The organism is Aquirufa ecclesiirivi (assembly GCF_011250515.1).
In the GTDB taxonomy this organism is placed as follows: Bacteria; Bacteroidota; Bacteroidia; order Cytophagales; family Spirosomataceae; genus Aquirufa; species Aquirufa ecclesiirivi.
The window spans coordinates 244,759-258,434 of the sequence record NZ_JAANOP010000004.1; the positions used below are offsets into that span (position 1 = coordinate 244,759).

General features: G+C 38.7%; 10 protein-coding genes. 2 read left to right on the forward strand and 8 right to left on the reverse strand.

The annotated features are described in order from the left end of the window. Positions 1–113: 113 nt before the first annotated feature. The 6 genes from G9H65_RS13505 to G9H65_RS07770 form a co-directional block, all read right to left on the reverse strand. The gene (locus G9H65_RS13505) at positions 114–2,954 is read right to left on the reverse strand and encodes a sulfatase-like hydrolase/transferase (RefSeq protein WP_166374761.1); all 2,841 of its coding nucleotides are present in this window, start codon (positions 2,952–2,954) and stop codon (positions 114–116) included. Between the two features lie 152 nt (positions 2,955–3,106). Continuing rightward, positions 3,107–4,147: a c-type cytochrome domain-containing protein gene (locus G9H65_RS07750; protein ID WP_166374762.1), complete on the reverse strand. Its 1,041-nt coding sequence runs from the start codon at positions 4,145–4,147 to the stop codon at positions 3,107–3,109. Positions 4,148–4,189: 42 nt separating this feature from the next. Beyond that, positions 4,190–4,741 (reverse strand): YceI family protein, encoded by a 552-nt coding sequence (locus tag G9H65_RS07755; protein ID WP_166374763.1) that lies wholly within the window; start codon positions 4,739–4,741, stop codon positions 4,190–4,192. A 7-nt stretch (positions 4,742–4,748) separates the two neighbouring features. Continuing rightward, complete coding sequence (locus G9H65_RS07760; RefSeq protein ID WP_166374764.1) at positions 4,749–5,684, reverse strand: DUF5777 family beta-barrel protein; 936 nt, start codon at positions 5,682–5,684, stop codon at positions 4,749–4,751. A 12-nt stretch (positions 5,685–5,696) separates the two neighbouring features. Beyond that, positions 5,697–6,158: a QcrA and Rieske domain-containing protein gene (locus G9H65_RS07765; RefSeq protein WP_166374765.1), complete on the reverse strand. Its 462-nt coding sequence runs from the start codon at positions 6,156–6,158 to the stop codon at positions 5,697–5,699. An 86-nt stretch (positions 6,159–6,244) separates the two neighbouring features. Continuing rightward, positions 6,245–6,679 carry a Rieske (2Fe-2S) protein gene (locus G9H65_RS07770; protein ID WP_166374766.1) on the reverse strand — a complete coding sequence of 145 codons (435 nt, stop codon included), beginning with the start codon at positions 6,677–6,679 and terminating at the stop codon, positions 6,245–6,247. A 255-nt stretch (positions 6,680–6,934) separates the two neighbouring features. Here G9H65_RS07770 and G9H65_RS07775 point away from each other — a divergent pair, with 255 nt between their 5' ends. Further along, complete coding sequence (locus G9H65_RS07775) at positions 6,935–8,062, forward strand: formylglycine-generating enzyme family protein (RefSeq protein ID WP_205753277.1); 1,128 nt, start codon at positions 6,935–6,937, stop codon at positions 8,060–8,062. A 291-nt stretch (positions 8,063–8,353) separates the two neighbouring features. Here the strand turns inward: G9H65_RS07775 and G9H65_RS07780 are convergent, their stop codons facing one another. Both G9H65_RS07780 and G9H65_RS07785 read right to left on the reverse strand, forming a co-directional pair. Beyond that, on the reverse strand, positions 8,354–10,801 hold the full coding sequence (locus G9H65_RS07780) for an outer membrane beta-barrel family protein (protein WP_166374767.1): 2,448 nt from the start codon (positions 10,799–10,801) through the stop codon (positions 8,354–8,356). Between the two features lie 331 nt (positions 10,802–11,132). Beyond that, a complete protein-coding gene (locus G9H65_RS07785; protein ID WP_166374768.1) occupies positions 11,133–12,545 on the reverse strand; it encodes a PQQ-dependent sugar dehydrogenase in 1,413 nt (470 codons plus the stop codon). Between the two features lie 146 nt (positions 12,546–12,691). Between G9H65_RS07785 and G9H65_RS07790 the strand changes: the two genes are divergently transcribed. Then, positions 12,692–13,669: a Kelch repeat-containing protein gene (locus G9H65_RS07790; RefSeq protein WP_166374769.1), complete on the forward strand. Its 978-nt coding sequence runs from the start codon at positions 12,692–12,694 to the stop codon at positions 13,667–13,669. Positions 13,670–13,676: the final 7 nt, after the last annotated feature.

The following is a 13,676-nucleotide window of genomic DNA, read 5'->3' on the forward strand; positions in this document are numbered from 1 at the left end:
TGGTTTTTTCCTAAACGTCGGCAAGGTTCCAAACCTTGACGACGTTGATTTTTAACAGGTCCTGATTTTTCAAACAAAAAACCAACGAATGAGAACTGACATTTATTTCGTAACTAATTGATAATTTCCCAATCAGGTATTTTTGCCACACGATGTTCGTGTTGGAGGATGGCGTCTAGTTGTGGGATTAATTCTGGATGCTGGTCAGCTATATTATTCTTTTCAAATGGATCCTTGTCCAAATCATAAATCTCCCAAGGAGCGAGTTTATTTTTCTTTAAGTTGGATTTTACTCCTTTCCATTGTTGAATACGGATGGCAACTTGACCTGTTTTTTCTGGAAACTCAAAATAAATGAAAGACCGCTGTTGCTGCTCTCCTTTTTTCAAAATGCTAGGTAAAAATGAGATTCCATCGGTATCTGCAACGCGTTGTCCCGTTAATTCTGCTAAAGTAGCCATCATGTCATATTGCACTGAAGGTAAGTGATTAATCTGACCTCCTGGTATTACGCCTGGCCAAGAAACAATCAGAGGTTCTCGAATGCCTCCTTCATAAAGATCTTGTTTTCGGCCTCTTAATCCAGCCGTACTTTGGAAAAATTCGGTATCTACCCCTCCTACATCAAAGGTGGCTCCATTGTCGGATGAAAAGAATATGATGGTTTGACTGTCGATTTTATGTTTTTTTAGAGCTCCCACGAGTCGACCAACCTGGGTATCTAAATAGCTAATCATACCTGCATACGTGGCCCTTGGATGAGCCGTAGGAGTATACCCTTTTTTACCTAAATAGGCACTATCAGGGAAAGCTCCTAAATAAGGCTTGATGGCCTCAGCGGGTGCTTGTAATGAAAGGTGGGGAAGAGAAAGTGGTAAGTAAAGGAAGAATGGATTATTTTTATTCTTCTCAACAAAGTTTAATGCTTTTTCCATCATGTTATCCACCACATATTCTTTGCCTTGAAACTGCTTAAAGTCGATGTCGAATGGTGCTCCTTTTCCTTGATATTGATGTACATTCATATATTGATTATTCAAGGTATCCCATTTTCCATTCTCCCATAAATGGGTAGTATAGTAGTTATGTGCTTGTTTTTGGTCTAACAATCCATAAAAATAGTCAAACCCATGTGCATTGGGATTCCCCGTTCCATTCGCCATACCTAATCCCCATTTACCAATGGCTGCCGTTTGATAACCAGCGTTTTTCATCAAGGTACCAAGCGTAAATGTATTGGCTTCCAAAGGCATTTGTCCTCTTTCTGTTTCATCTGTAAAACCTCCTAACTCATGATTTCCACGAATTTGGGAATGACCTGCATGCTTTCCTGTTAATAACATGCAACGCGCAGGGGCACACACGGGGGCTGACGTATAATGTTGCGTAAATTTTATTCCTTGTTTGGCTAAAGCATCCAAATATGGAGTTTTAATGATTTTTTGTCCATAAGCCCCCAATTCCCCATATCCTAAATCATCGGCATAAATATAAACCACATTCGGTTTTTTGATTCGACCAATATCCCTATTTCTCTTTCCTTTTTTTTGTGTTAAATCATCTCCTAGTTCTTCCCGAGCTTGATCTGCTACTTGTAATAGTTCTTTTACTTTTTCCGGATATTTAGCTTGTACATCATAGCGCTCACCAGGGTCTCTTCTTAAATCATAAAGCCCCTGAGGTACTGGAGCATTTTCATTCACTTGACCAGCTAAGCCATCATTGGCAGGTAAGAAACCCTCATAAGTCCTGCCTGGATGAGGTAAAACTAATTTCCAATGGCCTTTTCTAACCGCTTCTAAGTTGTTTTTACGGTAATAATACAAAAATTCTTTTCTTGGCTCAGCTTGCTTGTCGCCCTGTAAAATGGGCCAAATACTCACGCCATCAATCTTCTTTTTGGGTAGTTTAGCTTGAGTAACTTGGGCAATAGTCGGTAATACATCTATGGCCGCCGCTAATTTATTGGAAATTTGACCTGACTGAATTTTCCCCTTCCAATAGGCGATGAAGGGTACTCTTTGTCCACCTTCAAAAGTAGTGCCTTTTCCTTCTTTTAGCCCATTCGTTGAACCCGCATGATTGCCGTAATTTAACCAAGGGCCATTGTCGCTAGTAAAAATGACTAATGTATTTTCTTCCAAGTGATTTTTCTTTAATGTTTTGATGATTTCACCGATGGACCAATCCACTTCCATCATCACATCTCCGAAAAGTCCTTGATTGCTTTTGCCCTGAAAAGTGGGAGAAGCCGCTATCGGAACATGAGGCATGGAATGCGCTAAGTAGACAAAAAAGGGTTTATTTTTATTTTTTTCAATGAATTGTACCGAACGCTGGGTCAATACTTGAGTGATTTGTTCTTGGTCTTTTAAATTTCTCAAATAAATACTTGGCTCATTTCCATCAAATATGGATAATATGGGTAAATCTTGCTTATAAGCGCCGGGTTTAGTGATCGGATTTCCTTCCAAATCCACAGGCCACATATCATTGGAATAGGGAATACCCACATATTCGTCAAATCCTTGCTGCTTGGGCAAAAACTCTTTTTTATCTCCCAAATGCCATTTTCCGAAAATCCCCGTGGCATAACCTTGATCTTTTAGGATTTCTGCAATTGTTTCTTCCTCTGGATTTAATCCCACAGGAGAATTGGGAAAGAAGGCTCCCGAAACACCAACCCGATTAGGATAGCATCCCGTTAAAATTCCCGCTCTAGAAGCACTACAAACAGCTTGTGCAGATAAGAAATTAGTGAAACGAATACCTTGGTTGGCCATTCGGTCAATGTTGGGTGTTACGTATTGCAGGGCACCATAACAACTCAAATCACCATAACCTAAATCATCCATGAGGATTAAGATGACATTCGGTTTCTTGGATTTGGGGGCTTTGGACAAGCCACTAAACGCAGTTAAGAGGCTTAATAAGAGTAATAGTGTATGTTTCATAAATCAGGTTTAGTCCTTGAATTTAATCAATACTACTCGATAAAACATCCTGTCTTTTTTACTTTATCACATTGGATCTTTGAGGAGAAAAAAAATGACTAAGCTAGGCTTGATTCCCATCTTAGTCATTTTAAAGCAAACGTTAAATCATCTTAGTTGTTCAATGCTCCAGCATCAATCCAGGACTTAATTTGGCTGATTTCACAGCTGGATATTTTGGTGGAGGCATTGGGCATTGGGACAAAACCCGCACTATGATTGACTGAACCATACAGCTTACCATTGCTAACTACTTTTAAGACATTCGCATGAGTGCTTAGGTCAATACCAGCAGATGCTGTTGTTCCAGTATGACAACCCAGGCAATTGGTCTTTAAGATCGTTTGAATTGTACTAGAAAAACTAATATTCGTGGTAACACAAGCACTTCCACTGGGCTCACAAGAATTATTGAGCGCCCCTTGTTTAATCCAATTGAAAATGGCGGTTTTGGTATCTGTGCTTAGTGGAGCCATCGGTGGAACAGGCATACGTTCATCATCCGTTCGAATGATGCTTTTATATAATTTGCTGTTAGCCGGATCTCCCGCTCTAACCGATTTCATGATATTACTGTAATCGGTTAATTGAACTCCATCTTTTTTGCTGATGGCATCATGACAGCCACTCATGGCACAATTTGAGATGATAATAGGTAAGATTTTTTGTTGAAAATATACCAAATTCGGATCGCATGTCACCGTTGGAGGATTCACGGGAGGTTGAGTAGGACTAACCGCAACCACAGGGTTTACGGGATTGCTTGGATTTAAATCGACAAGAATACTTCCAGCAGGGTATGAGCCCACAATCCACTTCTTGATGGTAGTAACATCACATTTGGACAGAGTGGTGGTGGCATTTGGCATGGGGGAATAGCCAGTGGCATGAGTCATGGAACCGTACAGTTTTCCATTTTTAATATAGGGTACTATTTTATCATAGGTGCTTAAATCAACCCCACCCGAAATGATGGCACCACTATGGCAAGAAGTACAATTATATTGGAGTATAGGCCATACCGATTTGTCAAATGTAATGGTATTTGTATCACAAGAAGCGGTAGAATTAGGTAATTCTACTCCCGTATTATTTCCTGTTCCTGCTTCTGTGGCAGGCAAAGGACTATTTTTATCACTTAGGCAAGCCACCATGACTGAGGTGACTATGGTTATTACAAGGAACTGGTATTTCATTTATTTCTTTTGGGTAAACTGTATTTTACTTTTTACTTCTATCACTTCTGCAATTTTTGCAAAGACAATTTTGGGTATGTCAATTTGATAATCTTGTAATCGAACATCAAATTGGCTACTTAATTGTAACTGAGTTCCATCTGAAACAATGGTTCCTTTAATTTCAATCGGTTTAGTAACACCATGTATAGTAGCAGTACCTGCGGCAGTTACAGGATATGTCCCTGCTTTTTTTAGGTCTACTGCTTCTTTAATTTTTCCTTTAAAGGAGGCCATGGGAAATTTTTCACTTTCCAAATAGTTTTCATTGAAGTGTTCCTGCATGAGTTTATTGGGAAATACAAATGAAGTAATGCGCATTTGTACTGCAATTTCATTGGTAGCCACATTCATGATACTATTAACACTTTTGGATACGGCATCGATATTTTCTAATGGAGTTTTAGAAAAAAAGGAAACCTCGCCATTTTGTGCTTGGTACAATTGGGCATGGGCAGAAAAAGATGCCACCCATGTACCAATGATCATTGTTACTCGAAATATTCGTTTCATATAGGGGTTATTTATGTGTTTTTTTTGCTTCTGGGTCAAAACTGAAAGTCCTGGCGATATTGAATCCATAAAATATATCTCCATTTGCCCAAGTCCCTGTGGTTTGACCTATGAAATGTTTTTCAATCATCCCTCGAGAATTGGAGAAATGCAATTGAAATACGTGTCCTCCTGTTTCGATATCAAAGCCCAAGGCAAATGAATCTTGATAGGGATATACTTCTCCAGATTTAGCTAGGTAAGCCTTTTTATCAACCAAATTTTTATAATATTCAGCCGATATACTCAAGCGGTTACTCAATTTATACCTTCCACCAAATCCTACGGAAGTAAGGGTATTTTCGTGATAGGGAGTTTCACTTAAATTATTGTGCAAAACCGATGGCATGATTTGCAAGGAAAGTTTTTCATTCATCTTCCGTGCAATCAAAAGTTGACCTACAAAACTTTGACGCTGTTGGTCATTATAGAAGCGCATCAACGTGCCTGTTGGCATCGTATACCCAGTTGGCATGGTATTAAGGATCAGGCTACCATAAGCGGCTACACTTACCGGCATTTTGTTCGATTGTTTCAAAACCTTGTATTTGGTATAAAAGTCATAACTCTTTTCAATGGAGGAACGTCCTGCTCCCAACAACCATTGATCTGTAATACCATATTCTAGTCCTAGTCGGATTCTAGCTTCATCTAATCCAAAGAAGTTTTCAAGAAATCCCGAATTGACCGCACCAAAACGGTGTGAAATCCAAAAATTCAGATGTTTTTTGGCAATTGTCTCGATGGTTTGTCCATTGATTAAACGAGATCCTTTAAAGGTAGCTTGCGTATATACCATTTCTTTGGATGACTCTTTATCTAGCATAGCCATCAAATCTTCTTGGGCCATAGAGGTATGAGCCATACCACTTATTAGGAGCAGTAGGAAGGATATTATCTTCATGTGAATTTTATTTTATGAGAATACTCTCAGATTAGTGCCTGTTAAGGCTGTTTTATAAGTAGTTAAACCTCTGCTTCCATTGGCATTTAAGCCTTTACCATTGATGTCAAACATCGCGCCATGCACGGAACAATTAAACCCACCACTCGCATAACTAATAGCCACATTTCCCTCATGGGAACATACTTGAGTCACTGCCGCAAAGGTGCTTGAGTTAACACGCACAACTACGATTTGATTAACAATGACAAAACCATCAGGATTATTCAATTTGGAATAATCAGTTTTGGTTAAATCCAGCGTAAAGTCGACACCCGAAGCAGGGGTACCCGGTTTTACATTGGAGGAAGGACTCACGTTTTCTTCTTTTGAACAAGAACTTAGGCTTGAAGCAGTACAATACACTGCCAGAAGAGAGGCTCCCTTGAAGCCTAAAGACTTCAAGAATTCATTTCTGTTAAGATTGTTTTTCATTTTATTATAGAACATTAAGGGTTATTAAACGGCTAATGTTAAAAATTCTTTTTGAAAAACAAGGTTAATCTAGTGGAAATATAGAATTAGGAGTAAACTCTCAATGAGTTTCCAGTTAATGTTGTTTTATAAGTAGTTAATCCTTTGCTTCCATTAGCATTTAATCCTTTTCCACTCGTATCAAAATTGGCTCCGTGTTCAGGGCAATAAAACCCGCCACCACTGAAGATAACAGAAGCTCTTCCTTCGTGGGAACAAATTTGGGTAACAGCAGCGAAAGTAGTACTTGAAACCCGTGCAACCACCACATTTTGGGTCACGACATAAGAACCTACTGTATTGAGTTTGGAGTAAGCAGCCTGACTTAAATCTAGCGTGAAATCGGTCGAAGAGGAAGGCGTTATCCCAGTTTCATTTTTGCATGAACTCATGGCAGATGCACCGCAGTAGACAGCAACTAAGGAAGCTCCTTTTAATCCTAGGGATTTTAAGAACTCATGACGTTTTATTTTGTCATTCATAAATTATTAAGGGGTTTAATGTTTCCAAAACTAATCAAACAAACGAATGTTTTAACTGATCATGATCAGCTATTTCAATGATTTAGATTAAGGAGGCTAGCACGACTAGCAATAGGCTAATTGTGCCGACTTATCAATTCGTCAAATTGGGATCTTGTTTGTCAAGCAATTCCTCAGTTATTAATTGGTTTATGTGTTTTGTTTCTGTTAAATTCCCCATTGATTCAGATTTTTGATGATAAGAAAACCTTAAGTATGAATATTAAGTGGAGCAATATTTTTGTTGTGTTATTGATATCGAACTTGTCCTATGATATGCATGGTCAATTAAGCCAACGCCAAAAGGATTCATTAGCGGCATGTCATGTTCCTTTACCTTCAAAAAGGGGATTTGTCAAGGCAAATTTGGCCCAAACCAATCCAATCAAATCTTCTGTGGTACAAGGAATGAAAAAAATTCCTGCAGGAATTTTTGATATGGGAGCTCATGATGAAAAAGGTAGAACGGATGAATATCCCGTTCATCGAGTGGCGGTGAAATCCTTTTGGATGGATGAAACGGAAGTGACCAACGCTCAATTCGCCGCTTTTGTTGCTGCTACTGCTTATGTAACTACGGCCGAAAAGGCCATTTCTTGGGAGGAATTAAAAAAACAAGTGCCCGCAGGAACTCCTCGACCACCTGATTCTTTATTAGCACCTAGTTCTTTGGTGTTTGTCCCAACAACTGGCCCTGTTAATTTGGTGGATTACAGTCAGTGGTGGCAATTTGTCAGAGGGGCAGATTGGCGTCATCCAGAAGGGCCACTATCCTCCATCGTTGGAAAAGAAAATCATCCCGTGGTACAGGTATCTTGGGACGATGCTCAGGCTTATGCAAGATGGGCAGGGAAACGATTGCCTACGGAAGCCGAGTGGGAATGGGCCGCACGAGGAGGTCTGAAAAATTTAGAATTTCCTTGGGGTTCAGAAGCAATTGAATCAGGTATGTTTAAGGCTAATACTTGGCAAGGAAAATTTCCTTATAAAGATGAGGCCAAGGACGGTTACCTACATACGACGGCACCTGTAAAGCAATTTGCAGCCAATGGTTTTGGATTGTATGATATCGCTGGTAATGCCTGGGAATGGTGTTTTGATAATTACCGACATGATTATTATGCTACTTTAAAAAAGAAAGGTGGAGTTTCTCAAAACCCAAAAGGTCCAACAAATAGCCATGATCCAGATGAACCGGGCATACCCAAAAAAGTGATGCGAGGCGGTTCATTTTTGTGCAATGATTCCTATTGTGCATCCTATCGAAGCTCAGCCCGCATGAAATCAAGCCCTGATTCTGGTCTCATGCACACAGGTTTTCGCTGTGTAAAAGATGTGAGGTGATTTTTAATATCCATCTATTAAACTTTGGAATGCTTAATTAATATATCGGGTATTCCCAAAGTAAGATGCAGTATGAATGATGGTAAATGAATAACTAGAAGATAGATGGTAGCTAATAGGATTTTTTTCATCAGTTTTTTTGGTTTAAAGTATGATCCAATTTAAAATAGAGCGTTTCTAAATTGTTTTTACAAAAAAACAAGGACGAATCTAGATTCGCCCTTGTTGGAGAGTTAAAAACTGTTAAGCTTTAACATCTTTTAAGAAATTGATTATTAGTCGTTTCGTATTTTAATTGGCACCCTTAACTCGGCCTTTTTCATCATCCAAGCCTGTATTTCTATTGCGAGCTCCTTTCACTGCGGTATTTCCAAAACGGTAAGTGAAATTGAATCGAACCACACGAGTATCGTTTCTGTTTTTCACGGTTATATCAATATCTCCGTATTTGATTGTTGCCATTGGGTTTTGTGTATACAATATATCACTTGCATTTATCCGAATGGTTCCTTTTTTGTTCAAGACTGATTTTTGAACTCCAACATTTAGTGAACCTCCAGGGCCAAAATTAAAGGCTTGCTCCAAACCACCAGAGAAATATTGTCCTCCTAGTTCTAGTTTAATGTCATTTTTTAAGCTAAAAGTATGATTGGAGTTGATGTAGAACATATTTCCCACAGGGTTGATTTGTGCTTGATCTACTTTTCCTGAAAGCTCATTGCGATTCAATTGAATATCGGTATTACTTGTCCACCATTTGGTTACAGGAATAGGTAATGAGAAGCTTACACTATACGAAGTTCTTTGAGCCAAGTTGGCAGAAGTTTGATACGTTTTACGTGCTTCGGTATCTTGTCTCAACAATTGAGTGATTACATCATCGGTATGACTGTATCCAAAGGTGGTATTAAATGCTCCTTTGAACGTGTGAGTTAATTCAAACGAATTGGTTAATTGAGGCATCAACATCGGGTTACCTACTTGATAAGTATAATTATCTAAGAAGAAAACGAAGGGGTTTAAGTCGGAATAACCTGGACGATTAATTCTTCGGCTATAGTTTAAACCCAAGGTATGGTTTTTGCTTGCCTCATATTGTACAAAGGCACTTGGGAATAGTTGCTTGTAGTCGCGGTGGAAGGAAGAATCTGAAGCAGCATTTCCATAAGCCATTGATTTTCCATCGGCAATGGTCCATTCGCCACGTAAACCTATTTGGTAGCTCCATTTGCCCAATTTACGTTCTGTATTTAAGTAAACTGCGTGAATTTGTTCTTCGTACATAAAGCGATTGCTTTGTTTGTTAAGGAAAGTATAATCCACATCACTAGCTGTTTTTCCTCTAAACTGAAGGTCGTTATCCGTTTTTACATAGCTGGATTTTACACCCATTCCCCATTTGCTGGTTTTGCTGATAGGTAACACATAATCTGATTTGAAGGAGTATTGGTCAATGTTGGAAAATGCTCCAGTACGTAAAAGGGAATCGTTTTTGATTTTATTGAATTCAGAACCATACCATTGAGTCAAATAATCATTTTGATTTTTATCTACATAGCGGGCATAATCTAAGTCAATCGTCAACTCTTTTCCTGTACTATCAAATGTATGTTTGAAGTTGATGTTGTTGGCAAAATTATGGAATGGATTATCCATGGAGTTGTAGGTGTCCAATTTACTCATGATAGCATTAGTAGCCAGATTACGTTGAATAGATTGATTTAAACCATTGTTTAAACTTGTTTGGTTTAAGCCACCAGAGAATAAAATCCCTAAGGTTGTTTTTTTATTGACCGTCCAGTCTGCACCAACCTTCATGGAAGTATAAGTGCCTTTGAAAGGGAAATCGGTGGTTGAATTCCAAACTTCATTTTGGGCACGGAAATAACGAGTGATGTTATTGTGTTGTAAGTTGTTTCTTCCAAAGTAGGACGCATTTCCAAAAATGTTCCAACCATTATTGCGGTAATTTAAATTTAAACCTGCACTGGAGCGAGTATAAACACCTTGTCCGATAGTGCCGTTTACGGATCCATTCATGCCCATATTCACATTCTTCTTCATTTTAATGTTGATGATACCTGCAGTACCTGCCGCATCATATTTAGAAGAAGGGTTAGTCATGATTTCTAATTGAGAAATTTGATCAGCAGAAAGATTGCGTAAGAAGTTGCTCAAATCATTACCTGATAAATAGGATATTTTACCATCAATCATGACTTTAACACCTTGTTTTCCACGTAAGCTGATGTTTCCATCTTTATCGACAATGACCCCAGGAGAGCGCTCTAATACTTCCATGGCGGAGTTACCTGCTGCCATCACCGAGTTTTCTACATTGACAACGGTCTTGTCTAATTGTCTCTCGATAAATGGTTTAGTTGCTCGTACTACCACCTCATTTAGTTGAGTAGAAAGGGGTTCTAGAGCAATAATGCCTAAATCCAATTGAGTATTGGCCGTAACTTCGCCCAATTTTTTGGAATAAGCTTTATAGCCTGTAAATTGAATTTTCAAGGTAAAGTTTCCTTGGGGTAAAGTGGAGGCTTTTAATTCACCATTTTCATCGGTGATAAATCCTTTTACTAACGTGGAGTCACTGGCTTTTCTTAAAAGAACGGAGGCAAAAGGAACAGGCTGATTTTTTTCATCTCGGATTTTAGCTGAAAGTCCGTTATCGGCAAATGCGAGGAGGGGGGCAAGAATTGAAAATAGGGTAGATAAAATAAAAGTTTTCATTAGGCGGATTGAATTGTTTTTTGGTTGTTTAACAGAGAACAAGTCGAAGATGCAAACAAGAGCCCGAGGGTTGCATGTCTCTCTTTCGACAATGCAAAGCTATACTAGGTACTTTGTTATACATAGTACTATATGATAAACAATAAAATGCTTTGGATGAATGGTAAATAGGAAGGGCAAATTGTCAAATGCCTGTTTGGATTAGGGAAAATTGATTATCAATTTATTGGACAATAGATATGAATTCTCATTCGTTTGGCATGTAAAAAAACAACGCTGGCAAGGTTCCAAACCTTGACAGCGTTGTTTCAAACAATCCTAAAATGTGGCTTTATTGTGGTCTTAAACGGAAAACCATACCTGGATTTTCAACTCCTACATACAAATAGCCATCTACACCCATTTTCACATTACGCATACGCCCTAGATTAACGAGTACTTTTTCTTGCGAAACGACTTTGTTGTTTTTTATCACCACACGGTTCATGTAATTGAAACGTAAAGATCCGATCATTAAATTTCCTTTCCATGCAGGATATTTATCACTGTCTACAAAGGCCAATCCAGAAGGAGCAATGGATGGAAGGTAATAAGTGATAGGTTGCTCCATACCTTCTTTCTTAGAAATACTCGTAATGGGTTTACCATCGTAATTGATTCCATAGGAAATGGTTGGCCAGCCATAATTCTTACCAGCTTGGATAATATTGATTTCATCACCTCCACGTGGACCATGTTCTGTTTCCCAGATGGCTCCAGTAGATGGATTCAAGGTTAAACCTTGGGGATTTCTTTGTCCATACGAATAAATACTGTGATGAAATTTGGCTTGATCTTTTCCTACAAATGGATTGTCTTTGGGTACACTACCATCATCATTCAAACGATGGATTTTACCATTGTCGTTATCTGTTTCCTGAGGGAAGACTTTTTCCATGCCCCGTTCACCGACACTAAAGAATAGATATCCTTGTTTATCAAAGGCGATACGTGAACCAAAATGGTGGAATGTCTTGGTGTAAGGTAGCGATTCAAAAATATCCTGAGATTCAACCCACTCATTGTTTTTGATTTTACCTCTCACAATTCCTGTGGCTGTAACTGTTTGGCCTCCTTCAGTTTTAAATTTGGAATAGGACATGTAAACCCAACCGTTGGAAGCATAGTTGGGATGTAAAACCACATCCAATAATCCACCTTGACCTTTAGCCATTACTGCAGGAGTTCCTTTGATGGCCGTTTTATGTTGTTTTTGGTCTACCAAATACAAAGTTCCAGCACGGTCTGTCACTAAATAATCTTTGTTTGGTAATTGAGCAAAACCCCATGGACTTTCTAATCCACTAACAATTGTATCCAATACCACGGTCATTCCTTCTGATTTGAATACATTGGATGTAGGCTTATTGGCAAATTTGTATTGATCTACACTGGCTAATTTCTCTGTAATTAAATCAGCTAATTTTTCAATCTCTTTTGCACTTAATGCCGCTTTCCATGAAGGCATACCTAAATCGGCATAACCATTCGTGATGGTGGCGATCAATTCGGGCTTAGTTTTTCCATGTTTCCAAGTACGATCCACAAAGGCATCGACTTTTTCTCCATGGCAACTTGAACAATATTGTGTGTAGGTTTTTTCTGTGGATTCATCCACTAATGCTTTTTTCGGAGCATTGGTTAAAGACATGATGCTGATGGATGCCACCGCAATTCCGCCCAAAATACTGAGTCTTTTATGCATTATAGTAAAATTAAAGGGTCAATTTTCTTTACAATTCTAGCACTAAGCTAAAAATAATTTGTTGAAATTTTATCAAGGTCTATCGGCTTAAAAAGGAGGAACATTTCTATATTTTTTTTACATTAGACTTTCAAACCTATTAAACCATGAAAAAGTTTCTCTTGATTTGCCTTGGGCTAATCTCTTGGAGTGTGTCTGCACAGGATTCCTCTAGTTCTTGGAACATCATCACATCTCAACAAGCTGCTCAAAAAAGACATGAAAGTTCCATGGTAGAATGCGATGGAAAATTTTATGCTTTAGGTGGAAGAGGAAAAAGACCTATAGAAGAGTTTGATCCTAAAACATACAATTGGACTGTTCTAGCTGATGCCCCCATGGAATTTCATCATTTTCAGGCCATTTCATTTCAACATGAAATTTATGTCATCGGTGCTTTAACAGGTAATTATCCGCATGAAAAACCAATCCCTCAATTTTTGATATTTAATCCCAAAACTAAAACTTGGAGAGAAGGGGCCTCCATTCCTGCCGATCGATTGAGGGGTTCAGTCGGTGTATTTACTCGGGGAAATAAAATTTATTTAGTGGCAGGGATTATCGACGGTCATTATGATGGGCATGTCAAATGGTTTGATAAATACGATACAAAATCCAATACTTGGAAAATTATGCCCGATGCACCTAGAGCTCGAGATCATTTCCAAGCCGTGATGGTCGGTAAAGACAAGGCCTATGTTGCAGGAGGGCGTACATCTCATGCTAAGATTGGTAAAGTACTTGATCTTTGCATCAAGGAGGTGGATGTTTTTGATTTTAAAAGCAATCAATGGACAACTTTGACAGAAGGCCTTCCTACCTTACGTGCAGGTACATCTTCCATTGCAAATGGGCCTTACCTAGCTATAATGAATGGAGAAAGTGTTAAACAAGTTCCTGCTCATTCCGAAGTAGAAGTGTTGGATACCCGAACAGGAACTTGGTCTAGTTTACCAAATTTACTCCAAGGCAGACATGGAACAGGGGTCGTATATTGGAAAGGAAAAATTTACGTTGTTGCAGGAAGTGCCAATCGAGGTGGAGGACCAGAACTCAATGAAATGGAATGTTTAACATGGAAATAGAACAGCA

Coding starts and splice junctions, on each gene's coding strand:
- G9H65_RS13505 (WP_166374761.1), bottom strand. CDS start 2,954: ATGAAACATACACTATTACTCTTATTAAGCCTCTTAACTGCGTTTAGT.
- G9H65_RS07750 (WP_166374762.1), bottom strand. CDS start 4,147: ATGGTGGCTTGCCTAAGTGATAAAAATAGTCCTTTGCCTGCCACAGAA.
- G9H65_RS07755 (WP_166374763.1), bottom strand. CDS start 4,741: ATGAAACGAATATTTCGAGTAACAATGATCATTGGTACATGGGTGGCA.
- G9H65_RS07760 (WP_166374764.1), bottom strand. CDS start 5,684: ATGAAGATAATATCCTTCCTACTGCTCCTAATAAGTGGTATGGCTCAT.
- G9H65_RS07765 (WP_166374765.1), bottom strand. CDS start 6,158: ATGAAAAACAATCTTAACAGAAATGAATTCTTGAAGTCTTTAGGCTTC.
- G9H65_RS07770 (WP_166374766.1), bottom strand. CDS start 6,679: ATGAATGACAAAATAAAACGTCATGAGTTCTTAAAATCCCTAGGATTA.
- G9H65_RS07775 (WP_205753277.1), top strand. CDS start 6,935: ATGAATATTAAGTGGAGCAATATTTTTGTTGTGTTATTGATATCGAAC.
- G9H65_RS07780 (WP_166374767.1), bottom strand. CDS start 10,801: ATGAAAACTTTTATTTTATCTACCCTATTTTCAATTCTTGCCCCCCTC.
- G9H65_RS07785 (WP_166374768.1), bottom strand. CDS start 12,545: ATGCATAAAAGACTCAGTATTTTGGGCGGAATTGCGGTGGCATCCATC.
- G9H65_RS07790 (WP_166374769.1), top strand. CDS start 12,692: ATGAAAAAGTTTCTCTTGATTTGCCTTGGGCTAATCTCTTGGAGTGTG.